The sequence below is a fragment of the Paraburkholderia caballeronis genome (assembly GCF_900104845.1).
Lineage (GTDB): Bacteria > Pseudomonadota > Gammaproteobacteria > Burkholderiales > Burkholderiaceae > Paraburkholderia > Paraburkholderia caballeronis.
The window spans coordinates 940,020-958,663 of sequence record NZ_FNSR01000001.1; the positions used below are offsets into that span (position 1 = coordinate 940,020).

At 66.8% G+C, this 18,644-nt stretch carries 15 protein-coding genes and 1 tRNA gene; 10 read left to right on the forward strand and 6 right to left on the reverse strand.

The window, feature by feature from the left end; all coding sequences use genetic code 11:
- Positions 1-41: 41 nt before the first annotated feature.
- Both BLV92_RS04135 and BLV92_RS04140 read left to right on the forward strand, forming a co-directional pair.
- Positions 42-740 (forward strand): FadR/GntR family transcriptional regulator, encoded by a 699-nt coding sequence (locus tag BLV92_RS04135; RefSeq protein ID WP_309147451.1) that lies wholly within the window; start codon positions 42-44, stop codon positions 738-740.
- Between the two features lie 435 nt (positions 741-1,175).
- Positions 1,176-4,343 carry a sensor domain-containing protein gene (locus BLV92_RS04140; RefSeq protein WP_090542501.1) on the forward strand — a complete coding sequence of 1,056 codons (3,168 nt, stop codon included), beginning with the start codon at positions 1,176-1,178 and terminating at the stop codon, positions 4,341-4,343.
- Positions 4,344-4,369: 26 nt separating this feature from the next.
- On the opposite strand, the gene BLV92_RS04145 is transcribed toward BLV92_RS04140, so the two are convergent.
- From BLV92_RS04145 to BLV92_RS04160, 4 genes are all read right to left on the reverse strand, one after another.
- Positions 4,370-4,446 (reverse strand) — tRNA-Met (locus BLV92_RS04145).
- Between the two features lie 149 nt (positions 4,447-4,595).
- Positions 4,596-6,254 carry an MFS transporter gene (locus BLV92_RS04150; RefSeq protein WP_090542503.1) on the reverse strand — a complete coding sequence of 553 codons (1,659 nt, stop codon included), beginning with the start codon at positions 6,252-6,254 and terminating at the stop codon, positions 4,596-4,598.
- Positions 6,255-6,531: 277 nt separating this feature from the next.
- Positions 6,532-8,109 (reverse strand): sensor histidine kinase, encoded by a 1,578-nt coding sequence (locus BLV92_RS04155; RefSeq protein WP_090542505.1) that lies wholly within the window; start codon positions 8,107-8,109, stop codon positions 6,532-6,534.
- Between the two features lie 12 nt (positions 8,110-8,121).
- Positions 8,122-8,928, reverse strand: coding sequence for a response regulator transcription factor (locus BLV92_RS04160; RefSeq protein WP_090542507.1), 807 nt, complete (start codon positions 8,926-8,928; stop codon positions 8,122-8,124).
- Between the two features lie 232 nt (positions 8,929-9,160).
- Between BLV92_RS04160 and recA the strand changes: the two genes are divergently transcribed.
- From recA to BLV92_RS04200, 8 genes are all read left to right on the forward strand, one after another.
- Positions 9,161-10,240 (forward strand): recombinase RecA, encoded by a 1,080-nt coding sequence (recA, locus tag BLV92_RS04165; RefSeq protein WP_090542508.1) that lies wholly within the window; start codon positions 9,161-9,163, stop codon positions 10,238-10,240.
- A 7-nt stretch (positions 10,241-10,247) separates the two neighbouring features.
- Positions 10,248-10,979 (forward strand): recombination regulator RecX, encoded by a 732-nt coding sequence (gene recX / locus BLV92_RS04170; RefSeq protein WP_090542510.1) that lies wholly within the window; start codon positions 10,248-10,250, stop codon positions 10,977-10,979.
- 101 nt (positions 10,980-11,080) lie between these two features.
- Positions 11,081-11,773: a DUF2889 domain-containing protein gene (locus BLV92_RS04175; protein ID WP_090542512.1), complete on the forward strand. Its 693-nt coding sequence runs from the start codon at positions 11,081-11,083 to the stop codon at positions 11,771-11,773.
- Between the two features lie 55 nt (positions 11,774-11,828).
- The gene (gene sucC, locus BLV92_RS04180) at positions 11,829-12,995 is read left to right on the forward strand and encodes an ADP-forming succinate--CoA ligase subunit beta (protein ID WP_090542514.1); all 1,167 of its coding nucleotides are present in this window, start codon (positions 11,829-11,831) and stop codon (positions 12,993-12,995) included.
- A gap of 102 nt (positions 12,996-13,097) precedes the next feature.
- Positions 13,098-13,979, forward strand: a complete 882-nt coding sequence (gene sucD, locus BLV92_RS04185) for a succinate--CoA ligase subunit alpha (RefSeq protein ID WP_090542516.1) — start codon at positions 13,098-13,100, stop codon at positions 13,977-13,979.
- Between the two features lie 166 nt (positions 13,980-14,145).
- Complete coding sequence (locus BLV92_RS04190; protein WP_090542518.1) at positions 14,146-14,868, forward strand: TerC family protein; 723 nt, start codon at positions 14,146-14,148, stop codon at positions 14,866-14,868.
- 183 nt (positions 14,869-15,051) lie between these two features.
- Positions 15,052-15,588 (forward strand): pilin, encoded by a 537-nt coding sequence (locus BLV92_RS04195; RefSeq protein ID WP_208325585.1) that lies wholly within the window; start codon positions 15,052-15,054, stop codon positions 15,586-15,588.
- A 192-nt stretch (positions 15,589-15,780) separates the two neighbouring features.
- Positions 15,781-17,571: a PglL family O-oligosaccharyltransferase gene (locus tag BLV92_RS04200; protein ID WP_090542522.1), complete on the forward strand. Its 1,791-nt coding sequence runs from the start codon at positions 15,781-15,783 to the stop codon at positions 17,569-17,571.
- Positions 17,572-17,641: 70 nt separating this feature from the next.
- On the opposite strand, the gene BLV92_RS04205 is transcribed toward BLV92_RS04200, so the two are convergent.
- Positions 17,642-17,992, reverse strand: coding sequence for a nucleotide pyrophosphohydrolase (locus BLV92_RS04205; RefSeq protein ID WP_090542524.1), 351 nt, complete (start codon positions 17,990-17,992; stop codon positions 17,642-17,644).
- 60 nt (positions 17,993-18,052) lie between these two features.
- Positions 18,053-18,532: a cyclic pyranopterin monophosphate synthase MoaC gene (moaC, locus tag BLV92_RS04210; protein WP_090542526.1), complete on the reverse strand. Its 480-nt coding sequence runs from the start codon at positions 18,530-18,532 to the stop codon at positions 18,053-18,055.
- Positions 18,533-18,644 lie beyond the last annotated feature (112 nt).

An 18,644-nucleotide genomic window follows, 5' to 3' on the forward strand; every position in this document is an offset into this window, starting at 1 on the left:
AGTATTATTTGGCGGTCGTTCCCATTATCTGGGCCGTTGCTGTGTCGACCGGGAGAACAGCCATTCAGCAAGATCTGCACGGAACCGTCGCTTACGAACTCGGCAGCGCGATCCTGCGCGGCGACTATGCGCCGGCGTCGGTGCTGCCGCGCGAGGCCGAGTTGATGGGCGCCTTCGGCGTCAGCCGCACGGTGCTGCGCGAGGCGCTGCGCACATTGACGTCGAAGGGGCTCGTCGAATCGCGGCCGCGGGTCGGCACGCGCGTGCGCGCGCGCGACGCGTGGAACCTGCTCGATGCGGACGTGCTGCAATGGTATGCGCGGGTCGCGCCGCCGGTCGCATTCGCGCTGAAACTGCAGGAGATGCGCGAGATGATCGAACCGTTCGCCGCCGGGCTCGCGGCGAGCGCGCGCGACGAAGCGGCGCTTGCCACGCTGGCCGACGCGCACGGCGCGATGGCGGCCGCGCGCAATGTCGACGAATGGGTGCGCGCGGACCTGCGCTTTCATCTGGCGGTGCTCGCCGCGTGCGACAACGAACTGCTGGTGCCGCTCGGCACGCTGATCGAGCGGACGCTCGAAGGGCAACTAAGGCTGAACGCGAAGCGCGCCGACGTGTACAACGCGGCGCTGCCCGCGCATACCGCGGTGTACGACGCCATCCGCCGTGGCAACGCGGCGCTCGCGCGACGCGCGATGACGAAACTGCTGACGACGACGCGCGAGCGGATCGAGCAATGATGCGGCCGCGGGCTTATTTGCCCGCGCCGCTGCCTTGATACGACGTGCCGCCGTCGCACGAATACGCGGCCGGCGCGGCGCCGAGCAGCGCTAGCGCCGCGATTACCAGAAGCAGTCGAGCTTTCATGTCGGTTCTCCAGGGCACCCGCGGACGCGGGCATCACGAGTCAGCATAGGTCGCGCAGCTTACAGCGGCGTGGCGCCTGGCTGGCAAACGGATCAGCGGATCAGCGGAACGTCGCGCTCCGCCGGCGGCGCAACCCGCGTGCCCATATCCGCCTTTCGCCGCATGTTCACAAAGCTGCAACGTTGTTGTGGCCCGCTATCGGTCATGGGGCGGGAAGCGCGCCGGGGAGAGCTTTTTCCTGTCCGGTCGCTCAAGATTCGGGCGGCAATCTCCGATATCCCGAGAGCGTATCGAGGCGGGACGGAGCGATGAACAGAAGGCGGGGAACGGGTCTCGGAGAGGGCAGCGAGCTGACGCCGGCCGACCGCAGGAAAGCGTCTGCGCTGTTCGGCAGCGCGCGCGTGCAGATCGTCACGGCGATCGCGGTGCTGTGCATTCTCGCGGCGATCGGCCTCAACACCGCGCTCGCGCTGTGGCAGACGCGCGAGCAGAACAATGCGCTCGGCCAGCAGCGTTCGGTCGCGCTGATCAAGCACAATCTCGACGAATTGCAGCAGGCGCTGCTCGACGAACACGAGCAGCTTTATACCGTGATCGGCACGCGCCCGTTCTATCGGCGCGCCGCGTACATCTTTCCGCTGCCCGCGCTGATCGACTACACGACCAGCGCGCAGCACGCGTGCGGCAGCGACGAACGCTGCATCGGCCTGCTCGAAGAACTGAAGGACATGATCCGGCATCTCGGACGCCTCAGCAACGACCTCGCGATGCGGTCGATGCTGAAGCCGGGCAGCGTGACCGTCAGCGCGCCGGCGCTCGGCGAGATCGACGCGCGTTTTTTCCAGACCATGGGGAAGATCGTCGAGATCCGCATCGGCGCGGACGCCGACCTCGATTCGTCGGTGAGCCGCGCGTCGCTGGACGCGAAACGCGTGTCGTATTTCCTGCTCGGTTCGGGCCTCGCGGCCGCCGTGATGCTGTTGATGCTGCTCACGCGCAACGCGCGAATCATGAAGACGCTGCGCGTCGCGCTGCGCACCGCGAACAGCAACCGCGCGAAATATCAGCGCCTGTTCCTGCAAAACCCGCTGCCGATCTGGATCGTGGACGACGAGACCGGCTGCATCGTCGCGGTCAACGAGTCGGCCGTGAAGGCGTTCGGCTACGGCGAGGCGGAACTGCTGACGATGAGACTCGGCGTGTTGCGTTCCGAAGAGCGGCCGCAACTGCTCGACCCGGCGCTGGAGGCGCGCACGCTGTCCGACGACGGCGCGGTCGGCGTGTGGGACCACCGGACGAAGTCGGGTGCGCGGCTGTCGATGATCGTCCATCACCTGCATACCGACTTCGACGGACGCCGCGCGACGATGTGCGTGATGCTCGACATCACCGGACAACTGACCGCGCAGGCCGAACTGTTCCGCTCGATGCAGATGCTCGAACACGTGCTCGACCACATTCCGCAGGGCATCGCGTGGAAGGATTCGTCGCATCGTTACGTCGGCGGCAACGAGATCTATGCGCGCGACGCGGGCCTTGCGTCGCGGCGCGAACTGGCCGGCCTCACCGATGCCGATCTGCGCTGGGGCGACGACCCCGACGCAGTGCGCGCCGAGGACGTCGAGGTGATGGCCGGCGCACTCGTGAAGGAGCACGTCGAGCGCGCGGCGATCGCGGTGGACGGCAGCACCGTGTGGATCTCGGAGACGAAGCTGCCGCTCGTCGATCCGTCCGGCACCGGCGTCGGCGTGCTGACCGCGTACGACAACATCACGTCGCGCCGCAAGTCCGAACTCGCGCTCCGGCTCCAGGCGCGCGCGCTCGATGCGAGCATCAACGGCATCGTCATCGCGGAGGCGGACGACGGGCGCCACCCGATCACCTACGTGAACCGCGCGTTCGAGCGGATGACCGGGCTTACGTCTGCCGCGGTGGTCGGCCGCGACTTCGGCTCGCTGTTCGGCGACGGAGACGCGGAGAGCTGGAGCGGCGTGCGCGACGCGCTGAAGTCGGGCATCGACGCAAACGTGACGCTGAAGTGCGACCGGACCGACGGCACCACGTTCTGGAATCACGTGCTCGTCGCGCCGGTGCCCGATCCGAACGGGACCGTCACGCACCATGTCGGCGTGATGAGCGACGTGACGGACGTCGTTGCGTATCAGGCGCGGCTCAAGCACCAGGCGCGCTACGACTCGCTGACCGGCCTGCCGAACCGCACGCTGCTCGACGAACGGCTGGCCGCCGCGATCCAGCGCGCGGCGTCGACCGGCGATCACGTGTACGTGCTGTTCCTCGACCTCGACCACTTCAAGGAAGTGAACGACTCGCTCGGCCATCGTGTCGGGGACGCGCTGCTCACGCAGATCGCCGGCCGTGTGAGCGTGGTGATCGAGCCGTCCGACACCATCGCGCGCTACGGCGGCGACGAGTTCATCGTCGTGCTCGAACGCAGGCGCGGCGCGCCCGTCACGCCCCTGCTCGAAGGCCTGCTGGCCGTGATGGCCGCGCCAGCGCGCGTCGGCGAGCACGAACTGTTCATCGAGGCGAGCATCGGGGTCAGCACGTATCCGGGCGACGGCGCGGACGCCGACACGCTGATCCGCAACGCGGATGCCGCGATGTATCTCGCCAAGGCAAGCGGGCGCAACCAGTATCAGTTCTACCGGCCGGAGCTGAGCGAGTCGGCGGCCGCGCGCCTGCGGATGTCCACGCGGCTGCGCGTTGCGCTGCGCGACAGCGCGCTGACCGTGATGTACCAGCCGCAGTACGACATGTCCACCGGCCGGGTGGTCGGCGCGGAGGCGCTGCTGCGGTGGCACGACGCCGAGCTGGGCCACGTGTCGCCGGCCGTGTTCATTCCGGTCGCGGAGGATACGGGCCTGATTCGCGGGATCGGCGAGTGGGTGCTGCGCAAGGCGTGCGCGCAGGGCGCCGAGTGGAACTGCGGACCGCGCAGCGCGGTGCGGATTTCGGTGAACGTGTCGCCGTTGCAGTTCGAGCACAGTGATCTGCCGGCGGTCGTCGCGGATGCGCTGACCGAATCGGGGCTGGCGCCGGAGATGCTGGAACTCGAAGTGACCGAGGGCGCGCTGATGCGCAACGCGGATCACGCGGCGGGCGTGCTCGCGCAACTGCGGGAGATGGGCGTGCGGATCGCGATCGACGACTTCGGGACCGGCTATTCGAGCCTGAGCCACCTGAAGCGTTTCCCGGTGGACCGGATCAAGATCGATCGCGCGTTCATCAAGGAGATCGGCGCGGATTCGGAGACCGAGGCCATCACGCTTGCCGTTATCGCGATGGCGCGGGCGCTACGGTTCGACGTGATCGCGGAAGGCGTCGAGACGGAGACGCATCGGCGGTTCCTGCTCGATCACGGATGTGTCGAGGCGCAGGGGTTTTTGTACAGCCCGGCGGTGCGGGGGGACGCGCTGGAAGCGCTGATCGAGGGAGCGGAAATGACAAAGGGTTAGCCGAAGCTAACCCTTTGTTTTGAAGCTGGTGGCGAATCAGGGATTCGAACCCCGGACCTGCGGATTATGATTCCGTCGCTCTAACCGACTGAGCTAATTCGCCGAAAGAAGGCGAATTATGATGATGCTGACGGGGGCTGTCAACCCCCGTCAGCATCTTTTTTCATGCCCGGACTTTCTCGCCCGCCGCCCGTCCGTGTCGCAGCGGGGAGCGCAGATCCCCCGCGACAGAACCGGCCTGGCAGACCTCGCTCAATCCTGAGCGTAGATGTCCGAGTCCTTGGTCTCCTTCACGAACAGCATGCCGATCACGAACGTCACCAGCGCGATCACGATCGGATACCACAACCCCGAGTAAATGTTGCCCTGCGCCGCGACGATCGCGAACGCGGTCGCCGGCAGGAAGCCGCCGAACCAGCCGTTGCCCACGTGGTACGGCAGCGACATCGACGTGTAGCGGATCCGGGTCGGGAACATCTCGACCAGCATCGCCGCGATCGGCCCGTACACCATCGTCACGAAGATCACGAGGATCGTCAGGATCACCACCGTCATCGGCCAGTTCAGTTGCGCCGGGTCGGCCTTCAGCGGATAACCCGCCGCCTTCAGCGCGTCCGCGAACTGCTTGTCGAATGCCGCGCCGCGTTCCTTTGCATCGGCCGCATGGCCGATGAACGAGTCGATCACCGTGTCGCCGACCTTGATCTGCGCAACCGTGCCCGGAGGCGCGGCGACGTTCGAGTAGTTCAGGCCAGCCTTCGACAGCGCGCTCTTCGCGATGTCGCACGACGACGTGAACCGCGACGTGCCGACCGGATTGAACTGGAACGAGCACTCGGACGGATCGGCGATCACGACGATCGGCGCGCGCTGCGTCGCGGCTTCGAGCGCCGGGTTCGCGAAGTGCGTGAGCGCCTTGAACAGCGGGAAGTACGCGAGCGCCGCGATCAGGCAGCCGGCCATGATGATCGGCTTGCGGCCGATCCGGTCGGACAGCGCGCCGAACAGCAGGAAAAACGGCGTGCCGATGAGCAGCGCGAGCGCGATCAGGATGTTCGCGCTCGCGCCGTCGACCTTCAGCGTTTGCGTGAGGAAGAACAGCGAGTAGAACTGGCCCGTGTACCAGACCACGGCCTGGCCGGCCGTCAAGCCGAACAGCGCGAGAATCACGACCTTCAGGTTCTTCCACTGGCCGAACGCTTCGGTCAGCGGCGCCTTCGACACCTTGCCCTCGGCCTTGATCCGCTTGAACGCCGGCGACTCGTCGAGTTGCAGCCGGATCCACACGGACACCGCGAGCAGCAGGATCGACGCGACGAACGGGACGCGCCATGCCCATGCGCCGAACTGCTCTTCGCCGACGAACGTGCGCACGCCGAGGATCACGAGCAGCGACAGGAACAGGCCGAGCGTCGCGGTCGTCTGGATCCATGCGGTGTAGTAACCGCGGCGTCCGGCCGGCGCGTGCTCGGCGACGTAGGTCGCCGCGCCGCCGTATTCGCCGCCGAGCGCGAGGCCCTGCAACAGCCGCATCGCGATGAAGATCACCGGCGATGCAATGCCGATCGCCGCATAACCGGGCAGGAAACCGACGACGAACGTCGACAGGCCCATGATCACGATGGTCACGAGGAACGTGTGCTTGCGGCCGACGAGGTCGCCGAGCCGCCCGAACACGATCGCGCCGAACGGGCGCACCGCGAAGCCGGCGGCGAAGCCCAGCAGCGTGAAGATGAACCCGGCGGTCGGATTGACGCCGGAGAAAAAGCTCTTGCTGATGAAGGCCGCCAGCGAACCGGCCAGATAGAAGTCGTACCACTCGAACACGGTGCCGAGCGACGACGCGAAGATCACGCGCTTCTCGTCCTTCGTCATCGGCGCATGCGCTACTTGTCCGCCAACGGTTGCCATAAATGTCTCCGGTATTGATATGCGTGTGGCCCGCCGGGCGGGGCGGTCCTGCGGAGCATTATTGGAACGGAAACTTACGGGGTTCTGACGTGCCCGTCGGCAGCTCGCAAGTGGCGTGCGATGCAAAAACGTCTGCCAACGTCGTCTAGTTGGCTGCTTAACTCTGCGAACGGATCGTTACTGCGCGCGGCGAGCGAAACGATCCGGGCGTTTCCGGACGTCGTGTAAGGGAAAGTCCCATCCCTTCGCAGTCAGTTTTCGCGGCGCGTTACGTGCATTACGCGCGGTCCGCGCGCAGCCGCAGCGTGATCCTGACGAGCGTGCCGGCAAGACGCGGGCTCTGCTGATAGACGTTGTCGTCGATCGTCAGCGTGCCGCCGTGCATCGTCGCGATCTCGCGGACGATCGCGAGGCCTAGCCCGCTGCCGTCGCCGTCGCGGCCGAGAATCCGGTAGAAACGCTCGATCACGCGCTCGCGCTCGGCGGCCGGGATGCCGATGCCGGTATCCTCGACCTCCAGATGCGCGACGCCCGCGGCCGGCTCCGGCCGCACCCGCACGGTGATCCGCCCGCCCGCCGGCGTATAGCGGATCGCGTTGTCGATCAGGTTCGACAGCATCTCGCGCAGCATCACCGGATGGCCGTCGACTTCGACCGGCACGTCGTCGTCATCGGGGCCTTCGTAGCCGAGGTCCATCTGCTTCGCGAGCGCCGGCTGCACCCAGTCGCGCACCGCGTGGCGCGCGACTTCGGTTACGTCGACCGGCGTGAAGATCTGGCCGGACAGCCGGTTCTCCGCGCGCGCGAGCGCGAGCAGTTGCGTGACGAGGCGCGCCGCGTGCTCCGAACTCGTCGCGATCTGTTCGAGCGAGCGGTGTACTTCGGGCGACACGTCCTGGCGCAGCGCCAGTTCGGCCTGGGTGCGCAGGCCGGCGAGCGGTGTTTTCATCTGGTGCGCGGCGTCCGCGATGAAACGCTTCTGCAGTTCCATGTTCTGTTCGAGGCGCGTCAGCAGGTCGTTGAACGACGTGACGAGCGGCTCGATTTCGGGCGGCGCGCGGCGCGCTTCGAGCGGCGACAGGTCGTCGGGCCGGCGCGTGCGGATGTTCGTCTGCAGCGCGTGCAGCGGCGCGAGCCCGCGCGACAGCCCGAACCAGACGAGCAGGATCGCGAGCGGCAGGATCACGAACTGCGGCAGGATCACGCCCTTGATGATGTCGTTCGCGAGCTGGCGGCGCTTGTCGAGCGTCTCCGCGACCTGCACCAGCACCGGCTGCGCGCCGGCCGTGCGCGGCAACTCGACGGTCGTGTACGCGACGCGGATGTCGATGCCGTGCAGCGTGTCGTCGCGGAATTCGACGAGGCCAGGCGGCGGGCGATCCTCGTCGTGCGGCAGCGGCATGTCGCGGTCGCCGCCGATCAACTCGCCGCGCGTGCCGAGCACTTGGTAGAACACGCTGTCGATGTTGTCGGCACGCAGGAAGTCGCGCGTCGAGTCGGCGAGCGACAGCTCCGCGACGCCGTTCACCGGATGGATCTGCCGCGCGAGCACGTAGGCGTCGGTTTCGAGCGCGCGGTCGAACGGCCCGTTCGCGATCGACTTCGCGACCAGATAGGTGACGGCGATGCTCATCGGCCACAGCAGCAAAAGCGGCGCGAGCATCCAGTCGAGAATTTCGCCGAACAGCGAGCGCGGGCGCGCGTCGGCGGCGGCTTCGGTTTCGTCGGGCGGCGCGAACGGGTTCGCGTAGCGGGCGTCGCGCGCTTCGTCGTCGAGGGCGTCGGCTCCCGGCGTGTCGGCGCCGGAGGCCTTGGCTGGCCGGGCGGCATGCGCGGCGTGAGCGGGCTCGGCCATCGGCGTGGGCGCCTACTTGTAGTGGTGGCTCGCGGGCATCGCCGCCGGCGGCGCGTTCGGCAGCACGCCTTGCGGCGCGGCCGGCGCGGCGACGGTCGCGGCGGGCGGGCCGGCGGTTGCGCCAGCCGCGGTTGCGGCGGCCGTCCCGGCCGGCGGTTCTTTTTCGAGGCAGTAGCCGAGGCCGCGCACGGTGACGATCCGCACACCGCCCGCTTCGAGCTTCTTGCGCAGCCGGTGGACGTAGACCTCGATCGCGTTGTTGCTGACTTCCTCGCCCCATTCGCACAGGTGATCGACGAGTTGCTCCTTCGACACGAGCCGGCCGAGCCGTTGCAGCAGCACTTCGAGCAGGCCGAGTTCGCGCGCGGACAAATCGAGCACCTGGTCGTTGATCCGCGCGATCCGCCCGACCTGATCGAACGACAGCGCGCCGTGTCGCACGACGGTCGGGCCGCCGCCCGCGCCGCGCCGGGTCAGCGCGCGCACGCGCGCTTCGAGTTCGTTCAGCGCGAACGGCTTCGCCATGTAGTCGTCGGCGCCGAGGTCGAGGCCCTTCACGCGCTCGTCGACGCTGTCAGCGGCCGTGAGGATCAGCACCGGCAGGTTCGAGTTCCGCGCGCGCAGGCGGCGCAGCACTTCGAGGCCGGGCATTTTCGGCAGTCCGAGATCGAGGATCAGCAGGTCGAACGCCTGCATCGACAGCGCGGCGTCGGCTTCGATGCCGTTCTTCACGTGATCAACGGCATAGCCCGACTGGCGGAGTGATCGGACGAGTCCGTCCGCGAGTATGCTGTCGTCTTCGGCAATGAGAATTCGCATGATGATGCGCCAGCGTCGCTGTGGCCGGCGCCGTGCTGGGCGGCGCGCAGCGGTCTCCTGAGGATTCGTGGCCGCGGCAGCCCGGGTGGGCCGCGTGTCATCTCGCGCGGCGGTTCGCCGGGGCTTGCCAAAACCACTGTTTTTTTATACAGTGTCTGCGTTCGTGCGCGCGGCGGGTGGAAAGTGCCGCGCACCTGCCTCAGACGCCGTTCATCATAGCAAAGGACGATTCATGGAAGATAGCAAGAAAGGCTCGGCTGGACTGACTGCTGAAAAGGGCAAGGCGCTCGCCGCCGCGCTCGCGCAGATCGAAAAGCAGTTCGGCAAGGGGTCGATCATGCGGCTCGGCGACGGCGAGGCAGTCGAAGACATTCAGGTCGTGTCCACCGGCTCGCTCGGCCTCGACATCGCGCTCGGCGTCGGCGGCCTGCCGCGCGGCCGGGTGGTCGAGATCTACGGTCCGGAATCGTCGGGCAAGACCACGCTCACGCTGCAGGTGATCGCCGAAATGCAGAAACTCGGCGGCACGGCGGCGTTCATCGACGCGGAACACGCGCTCGACGTGCAGTACGCGTCGAAGCTCGGCGTGAACGTGCCGGAACTGCTGATCTCGCAGCCGGACACCGGCGAGCAGGCGCTCGAAATCACCGACGCGCTGGTGCGCTCGGGCTCGATCGACATGATCGTGATCGACTCGGTCGCGGCGCTCGTGCCGAAGGCGGAAATCGAAGGCGAAATGGGCGATTCGCTGCCGGGCCTGCAGGCGCGGCTGATGTCGCAGGCGCTGCGCAAGCTGACCGGCACGATCAAGAAAACGAACTGCATGGTCATCTTCATCAACCAGATCCGGATGAAGATCGGCGTGATGTTCGGCAACCCGGAAACCACGACGGGCGGCAATGCACTGAAGTTCTACGCGTCGGTGCGTCTCGACATCCGCCGGATCGGCTCGATCAAGAAGAACGACGAGGTGATCGGCAGCGAAACGCGGGTGAAGGTCGTCAAGAACAAGGTGGCGCCGCCGTTCCGCGAGGCGGTGTTCGACATCCTGTACGGCGAGGGCATCTCGCGCCAGGGCGAAGTCATCGACCTCGGCGTGCAGGCGAAGATCGTCGACAAGGCGGGCGCCTGGTACAGCTACAACGGCGAGCGCATCGGCCAGGGCAAGGACAACGCGCGTGAATTCCTGCGCGAGAATCCGGACATCGCGCGCGAGATCGAGAACCGCATCCGCGAATCGCTGGGTGTCAGCGCGATGCCGGCGGGCGCCGTGACGGACGGCGGCGTCGAAGTCGCGGGCGAAGAAGAGTAATCCGCTCGTGATCCGCAAGGGCTGGTCCGCGCCGGTGGCGCCTGTGTCAGGCGAAACGGCCGAGGCTGGTCCGCGCGGTGAGCCGCGCGATGTTCGCGATCCTTTCGACGACATCGACGAAACCCATCCTGACGCGCGTGCGGACGGCGAAACGCGCACGTCGAGTTCGCGGGCTTCGCGGCGCTCTCCTTTCTCCACCGGCCGGCGCGCTGCGGAAGGCGATGTTTTCGAGCGTGATTCCGAGTCCGGCTCTTCGGCTGCGCGCCGGTCCGCTTCCGATGCCCAACGTCCCGGCCGTTCGCTGAAAGGCCGCGCGCTCGCCTATCTGTCGCGCCGCGAATACAGCCGGGCGGAGCTGTCCCGCAAGCTGGTGCCGTTCGCCGAAGACGCCGACGCGCTGGAGGCGTTGCTCGACGCGCTCGTCCGCGACGGCTGGCTGTCCGACACGCGGTTCGCGGAAAGCGTCGTCCACCGGCGCGCAGCGCGCTCCGGCGCGAACCGGATCGTCAGCGAACTGAAGCGCCACGCGGTCGGCGACGCTCTGATCGAGCAGATAGACGCCCAGTTGCGCGAAACCGAGCTTGTCCGGGCGCAGGCGGTGTGGCGCAAGAAGTACGGTCAACTGCCGGCGACGCCGGCCGAACGGGCGCGGCAGGCGCGGTTTCTGGCGGCGCGGGGTTTTTCGCTCGCAATCATCGGAAAGATTCTGAAAGGCATCGACGACTGGGCGGACGGCTGACGGGCCGCCGGGAAGCCCCTGCGGCGCCTGCGACTTCGGGCTGTCTCGAAAACCCGATATGCTAAAATCAAACGGTTTTCCAATCCGGTCTTACCTCAAGCATGCCGCTTCCCCAGCCTGTGTCCCGCCAGCTGCGTCACCAGCGCGCAATCCGGGCGGTCGCATACGAGCGGGAGGACGGCCTGTGGGACATCGACGCGTGCCTGACCGACCATAAGCCACGCGACGTGCTGCTCGGCGGCGGTGTCCGCCCTAATGGCCTGCCGATCCATGAACTCTGGCTTCGCATCACGATCGATCGCAAGCTCAATGTCGTCGACGCGCACGCGTCGTCCGACTGGGTGCCGTATGACGGTCAGTGCCAGAACGCCAATCCCGCCTATCGTGCCCTTATCGGGCTCAATCTCCTGCAGAATTTCCGCCGCGAAGCGGGCCGGCTCCTCGCCGGCACGGTCGGCTGCACGCACCTCACGGAGCTGTGCGGCGTGCTGCCGACCGCCGCGATCCAGGCGTTCGCCGGGGAAGTGTGGGATTCCCGGAACGGATCGCCGGGCGGCAAGTCCGGACCGGAGATCGGCAAGACGGCCGGCGGCAGCCCGTCCGCCGGCGACACGCCGCCTTTCCAGTTGGGTCGCTGCCACGCGCTGCGGTTCGACGGCGAGGCGGTTCAGCAGTTTTACCCGCGCTGGTATGGCCATGTGCCGCGTTCGATCGAACGCGGCACAGACGAAGCCGGCTTGCGCACCGAGTGCAGCCCGAGCCGTGACGGCGGGGCGGATGCTCGGCGCGCATGAACAAAGACAGCGGAATCGAAGTTCAATCCAACTCTCAGACTGAAGGGAATCACGCATGAAGATTCACGAGTACCAGGGTAAGGAAATCCTGCGGAAATTCGGAGTCGCGGTACCGCGCGGCACGCCGGTGTTCTCGGTGGACGACGCGGTCAAGGCCGCTGAAGAGCTGGGCGGCCCGGTCTGGGTCGTCAAGGCGCAGATCCACGCGGGTGGCCGCGGCAAGGGCGGTGGCGTGAAGGTCGCGAAGTCGCTGGACCAGGTCCGCGAATACGCGAACCAGATCCTCGGCATGCAGCTCGTCACGCATCAGACGGGTGCGGAAGGCCAGAAGGTCAACCGCCTGCTGATCGAAGAAGGCGCGGACATCAAGAAGGAACTGTATGTCGGCCTCGTGATCGACCGCGTGTCGCAGAAGGTCGTCGTGATGGGTTCGAGCGAAGGCGGCATGGACATCGAAGAAGTCGCCGCGAAGACGCCGGAAGCGATCCACAAGGTCGCCGTCGATCCGTCGAAGGGTCTGCAGGATGCGGAAGCCGACGATCTCGCGAAGAAGATCGGCGTGCCGGACGCATCGATCCCGCAGGCTCGCGCGATTCTGCAAGGTCTGTACAAGGCGTTCTGGGAAACCGACGCGTCGCTCGCCGAAATCAACCCGCTGATCCTGACCGGCGACGGCAAGGTGATCGCGCTCGACGCGAAGTTCAACTTCGACTCGAACGCGCTGTTCCGTCATCCGGAAATCGTCGCGTACCGCGATCTGGACGAAGAAGATCCGGCTGAAGTCGAAGCGTCGAAGTTCGACCTCGCGTACATCTCGCTCGACGGCAACATCGGCTGCCTCGTGAACGGCGCGGGCCTCGCGATGGCGACGATGGACACGATCAAACTGTTCGGCGGCGAACCGGCGAACTTCCTCGACGTCGGCGGCGGCGCGACGACCGAGAAGGTCACCGAGGCGTTCAAGCTGATGCTGAAGAACCCGGGCCTGAAGGCGATCCTCGTGAACATCTTCGGCGGCATCATGCGCTGCGACGTGATCGCCGAAGGCGTGATCGCCGCGTCGAAGGCGGTGGACCTGAAGGTGCCGCTCGTCGTGCGCATGAAGGGCACGAACGAAGAGCTCGGCAAGAAGATGCTCGCCGATTCCGGCCTGCCGATCATCTCGGCGGACAGCATGGAAGAGGCTGCGCAGAAGGTCGTCGCGGCCGCCGAAGGCAAGTAAGGCGCTTATCACCGGATACGAATGGCGGCGCGATGGCGCGCGGACTGCTCGCAGCGATGCAGTCCGTGCGACGCGCGACGCCAAACGAACAGAGGTCAATACATGTCGATTCTGATCAACAAAGACACCAAGGTCATCACGCAGGGCATCACCGGCAAGACCGGTCAGTTCCATACCCGTGCGTGCCGTGAGTACGCGAACGGCCGCGAGGCGTTTGTCGCCGGCGTGAACCCGAAGAAAGCCGGCGAAGACTTCGAAGGCATTCCGATCTACGCGAGCGTGAAGGAAGCGAAGGCCGAGACCGGCGCGACCGTGTCGGTCATCTACGTGCCGCCGGCGGGCGCGGCTGCTGCGATCTGGGAAGCGGTCGAAGCCGACCTCGACCTCGCGATCTGCATCACCGAAGGCATTCCGGTTCGCGACATGATCGAAGTGAAGGACCGCATGCGTCGCGAAGGCCGCAAGACGCTGCTGCTCGGGCCGAACTGCCCGGGCACGATCACGCCGGACGAACTGAAGATCGGCATCATGCCGGGCCACATCCACCGCAAGGGCCGCATCGGCGTCGTGTCGCGCTCGGGCACGCTGACGTACGAAGCGGTCGGCCAACTGACGGCGCTCGGCCTCGGCCAGTCGTCGGCGGTCGGTATCGGCGGCGACCCGATCAACGGTCTGAAGCACATCGACGTGATGAAGATGTTCAACGACGATCCGGACACGGACGCCGTCATCATGATCGGCGAGATCGGCGGTCCGGACGAAGCGAACGCCGCTTACTGGATCAAGGACAACATGAAGAAGCCGGTCGTCGGCTTCATCGCGGGTGTCACCGCGCCTCCGGGCAAGCGGATGGGCCACGCCGGCGCGCTGATCTCGGGTGGTGCTGACACCGCCGAAGCGAAGCTGGAAATCATGGAAGCGTGCGGCATCAAGGTCACGAAGAACCCGTCCGAGATGGGCCGCCTGCTGAAGTCGGTGCTGTAACAACGGCGAAGGACGGCCAGCGCGAGCGCCGGCCGTTTTTTTGCTATGCTTTCGGAATCCTTTCTCAAGGGTTCCGACCAGAAGCGAGGAGCGCGTGAAAGCCTCCTCGCTTTTTTATTGCCCCGTCTTTTTGCACGGTTCCGGCCGCCAACCCACATCGCCGTTTATGTTCGAGTTCCTTTCGACGCTCCACTGGGGCGCAGTCTTCCAGATCATCGTCATCGACATCCTGCTCGGCGGCGACAACGCGGTCGTGATCGCGCTCGCGTGTCGCGATCTGCCCGCGCAGCAGCGCCTGCGCGGGATCCTGTGGGGGACGGCCGGCGCGATCGCGCTGCGCGTCGCACTGATCGCGTTCGCGGTGGTGCTGCTGAACGTGCCGCTGCTGAAGTTCGCGGGCGGTCTGCTGCTGCTGTGGATCGGCGTGCGGCTGCTCGCGCCCGCGCATCTCGAACACGCGAACGTGAAGCCGGCGGACAAGCTGATCGGCGCGATCAAGACGATCATCGTCGCGGATGCGGTGATGAGCCTCGACAACGTCATCGCGATCGCGGGCGCGGCCGAGGCAGCCGATCCGCAGCATCGGATCGCGCTCGTGATCTTCGGGCTGATGGTCAGCATTCCGCTGATCGTGTGGGGCAGCCAGTTGGTGCTGAAGCTGCTCGATCGTTTCCCGATCGTCGTCACGCTCGGCGCCGCGCTGCTCGGCTGGATCGCGGGCGGGCTGATCGTCAACGACCCGGCCGGCGACCGCTGGCCGCTGCTCGACACGCCGGCCGCCGAATATGGGATGAGCATCGCGGGTGCGGTGTTCGTCGTCGCGCTCGGTCATCTGCTGAAGCGGCGCAATGCGCGCCGCGCGGCGGCGCACCCGGCCGAGCCGCAGTGAGCATTCGGCGCGCGTCTACTCTGACAGTCGCGCGCCTACATCTTGAGGCCGACTGCGCAGCGCACGACGCGGCCGTTACGATCGAAACGCCGGTCCACTCTCGGGCCGGCGTTTTTGGCTTCAGGAGCCCTGGAAATGATCGTAACCGCTGTCGGACCGACCCCGCCGTTGCCGCGCTGGCTGATGCGCTTTGCCCGTCGCTGGCTGCCGAGGGGGTTCACGTTGATCGAACTGATGATCGTGCTCGCGATCGTCGGTGTGATCGCCGCTTACGCGATCCCCGCGTATCAGGACTATCTCGCGCGCAGCCGGGTCGGCGAGGGGCTGTCGCTCGCGTCGTCGGCGCGGCTCGCGGTGGCCGAGAACGCGGCGAGCGGCAATGCGTTCGGAGCGGGTTACTCGACGCCGCCTTCGACGCGCAACGTGGACTCGATCCAGATCGACGACACGACCGGCCAGATCGCGATCGCCTTCACGACCCGCGTCGCGCCGGCCGGCTCGAATACGCTGGTGCTCGTGCCGTCGGTGCCGGACAACGCGGACGCGCCGACCGCGCGCGTCGCGCTCGCGCAGGGCACCGTGCAGGGCGGGGCGATCACGTGGGAATGCTTCACGGGAGGCAAGTCCGCGTCGTCGCTCGGCGCGCCGGGCTCGGGGCCGATGCCCGCCGATGCGGCGACGCTGCCGTCGAATCTCGCGCCGCCGGAGTGTCGCGCATAGCGGGACGCCTGGTGTGGCTGTGGGGGCGAGGCCGTGCGGCGCAGCGAGCGGAATCGCGAATCGATGACGCGAAAGGCGGGAGAGCAACGGAACGACGGGAAGCAGGCTCGCGCCGGAACGCGACCGGCCTGGGCCGCACAGACGCGGAAAAGTTTTGTATAGTGCGCCGGTTCCCGACGTTCCCGGTTCTCCATGCCTTCATCCTTTGCGCGCTACCTTACATTCATCCTGCTGGCCGCCGCGTTTACGCTGCCGTACGCAGTTCCGAACCACACGTACCCGATTCCGACGTTCTATGCCGAGTTCACCGCGCTGACGACGCATCTGCTCGTCGGCGCGGCCGTGCTGCTGCTCGTGCGGTCCGCGCGTCCGGTCGTGCCGTTCGCGTCGCCGCGGGTCGCGCTGGTGCCGCTCGGGTTCGGGCTGCTGCTGATCGCGCAGACGATCGTGCTGCCGGTCGCGATGCCCGCGATGAACTGGCTCGGCGCCGGTTATCTGCTCGCGGCGCTGATGGCGACGCATGCCGGTTATGGGATCGCGCGCACGCAGCAGGTGCCGGCGGCGATGCGCTGGATCGCGTTTGCATTGCTGTTCGGCGGCGTGTTCTCGGTGGGCTGCCAGATCGTCCAGCTGTTTCACTGGGAGAAGATCGTCACGCCGTTCGTCGTCGCGTACAACTTCACGGTCGAGCGGCGGCCGTTCGGCAACATGGCGCAGGCGAACCACCTCGCGACCTACATCGCGTTCGCGGTCGCCGCCGCGCTGTACCTCGTGCAGACGCGGCGGCTCAACGTGCTGCTGTGGCTGGTGCTGTCGGCGGTGTTCTCGGGCGGGCTCGCGCTGACGGTGTCGCGCGGACCGTGGTTGCAGATCGCGGTGATCGTCGTCGCCGGTTTCTGGATGGCGCTCGTCGGTGCGGGACATGACGGCAGCCGTCGACGCGACGCGCGCGCGTGGCTGCTGCCGATCGTGCTGCTCGCGATCTTTGTCGCGGTGAACGCGTTCGTGCGCTGGGCCAACATCCGCTACGACCTGCAACTGGACCAGTCGGCCGCCGACCGCTTCAAGGACGCCGGCCAGATCGCGCCGCGCATCGCGCTGTGGCGCTATGGCCTGACGATGTTCAAGACGCACCCGCTGCTGGGCGTCGGCTGGGGCGATTTTCCGATCCATCAGTTCGAACTGGTGAAGGCGCTCGGCGGCGTCGAGATCGCGAACAACGCGCACGACATCTTCATCGACCTGCTCGCGAAGACCGGGCTGATCGGCATCGCGATCGCGGTGCTCGGCCTCGTCGCGTGGTTCGTGCGCGCGCTGCGCGTGCCGCACGCGCCGGAACGCGTGTTCGGCTTCGCGCTGATCGGCGCGCTCGTGATGCACGCGCTGGTCGAATATCCGCAGCAGTATCTGTTTTTCCTGCTGCCGGCGATGTTCCTGTTCGGCCTGCTCGAAGGCCGGCCGCTGCGGTTCGTGCCGCCGCGCGTGTCGGCGGCCGTGTATGCGGTACTCGTGCTCGGCGGGCTTGCGTCGCTATATCCGGTGCTGCGCGACTACAACCGCTCCGAGGTGCTGTATTACGGTTCGCATCCGGCCGAGCAATACGGCAATGCGCCGTCGTTCCTGTTCCAGCCGTGGGGCGACTACGGGATGGCCACGCTGCTGCCGATGACGGCCGACAACCTGCCGATGAAGCTCGCCGCGCACGAACGCGCGATCGCGCTGCTGCCCGGCGAGACGGTGTTGCGCCGTTATGCCGTGTTGCAGGCGTTGAGCGGCGATACGGCCGGCGCGTTCGACACGATGGACCGGCTGAAGATTTTCTCGACCGAACTGCACGACTGGCCGACGCAGTTGTCGGCGGTGTACGGGCTCGTCGACGAACACAAGTCGCTGGCCGCGTTCAAGGCGGAACTGGTGAAGCGGTATGGCACGGCGCCGGCGCAGTCGGACGACGAAGAAGAGGACGACGACGATTCCGATTGATGGAACGCCGCCCGCGCGGCACGCGAATCGATGCGACAGGCCGGCGGGCGATCGCCGGTCCGTTTGTCGATCAAAGCCGCGAATACTTGGTCGACACGCCTTTCGCCTTGTCGACCGGATAGCGTTCGCCGTTCAGCTTGAGTTTTTCGGCGGCCGCATCGAGCAGATCGAAGCCGGCCGTGTGCGCGACGAGCATCAGATACAGCAGCACGTCGGCGCACTCGTGTTCGACGTTCCTGCGCTGCGCGGGATCGCGCAGCATCGCGTCGATGTCCGCATCCGTCTTCCACTGCACCGTCTCCAGCAGTTCGCCGGCTTCGATCGTCGTCGATACGATCAGATTGCGCAGTGTGTGGAATTGCTGCCAGTCGCGGGCGTCGCGAAAAGCCAGTAGTTGCTTGAGCAGGTCGTCGTGGGTCATGGCGCGGCCGGAAAGAAAGGGTTTTTCGCGGGACGATGCGGCTCGGATCGGATCGCGTAATCAGCCTTGCGCCACCCAATCCCCCGACTTCCCGCCATGTTTTTCCATCACCTTCACGTCGGTGATGGTCATCCCGCGATCGACGGCCTTGCACATGTCGTAGACCGTCAGCAAGCCGACCTGCACCGCGGTCAGCGCCTCCATCTCGACGCCGGTGCGCCCGAACGTCTCGACCTGCGCGGTGCAGTGCACGGCCGACTGCGCTTCGTCCAGCGCGAAATCGACCTTCACGCGCGTCAGCGCGAGCGGATGGCACAGCGGGATCAGGTCGGCGGTGCGCTTCGCGCCCTGGATCGCGGCGATCCGCGCGACGCCGATCACGTCGCCTTTTTTCGCGTGGCCGTCGCGGATCAGCGCGAACGTCGCGGGCAGCATGCGGATCGAGCCGCGTGCGACTGCGATGCGCTTCGTCTCCGACTTGTCGCCGACGTCGACCATGTGCGCGTCGCCGGCTGCATCGAAATGGGTGAGTTCGGGCATGTTGGGTCTCCGTCGAGGGCGCCTATCATAGCAGCGCCATGGCGGCGCCGCGCCGCCGGCGATGCCGCGCGCAGGGGCTGTCGCCGCGCGCGGAGCCGACGTGTCGCTGTCG

Bases quoted from the DNA above. Each gene is read 5' to 3' on its own strand.
- BLV92_RS04140 (WP_090542501.1), top strand. From the start codon at position 1,176: ATGAACAGAAGGCGGGGAACGGGTCTCGGAGAGGGCAGCGAGCTGACG.
- BLV92_RS04150 (WP_090542503.1), bottom strand. From the start codon at position 6,254: ATGGCAACCGTTGGCGGACAAGTAGCGCATGCGCCGATGACGAAGGAC.
- BLV92_RS04155 (WP_090542505.1), bottom strand. From the start codon at position 8,109: ATGGCCGAGCCCGCTCACGCCGCGCATGCCGCCCGGCCAGCCAAGGCC.
- BLV92_RS04160 (WP_090542507.1), bottom strand. From the start codon at position 8,928: ATGCGAATTCTCATTGCCGAAGACGACAGCATACTCGCGGACGGACTC.
- recA (WP_090542508.1), top strand. From the start codon at position 9,161: ATGGAAGATAGCAAGAAAGGCTCGGCTGGACTGACTGCTGAAAAGGGC.
- BLV92_RS04175 (WP_090542512.1), top strand. From the start codon at position 11,081: ATGCCGCTTCCCCAGCCTGTGTCCCGCCAGCTGCGTCACCAGCGCGCA.
- sucC (WP_090542514.1), top strand. From the start codon at position 11,829: ATGAAGATTCACGAGTACCAGGGTAAGGAAATCCTGCGGAAATTCGGA.
- sucD (WP_090542516.1), top strand. From the start codon at position 13,098: ATGTCGATTCTGATCAACAAAGACACCAAGGTCATCACGCAGGGCATC.
- BLV92_RS04190 (WP_090542518.1), top strand. From the start codon at position 14,146: ATGTTCGAGTTCCTTTCGACGCTCCACTGGGGCGCAGTCTTCCAGATC.
- BLV92_RS04195 (WP_208325585.1), top strand. From the start codon at position 15,052: ATGCGCTTTGCCCGTCGCTGGCTGCCGAGGGGGTTCACGTTGATCGAA.
- BLV92_RS04200 (WP_090542522.1), top strand. From the start codon at position 15,781: ATGCCTTCATCCTTTGCGCGCTACCTTACATTCATCCTGCTGGCCGCC.
- BLV92_RS04205 (WP_090542524.1), bottom strand. From the start codon at position 17,992: ATGACCCACGACGACCTGCTCAAGCAACTACTGGCTTTTCGCGACGCC.
- moaC (WP_090542526.1), bottom strand. From the start codon at position 18,532: ATGCCCGAACTCACCCATTTCGATGCAGCCGGCGACGCGCACATGGTC.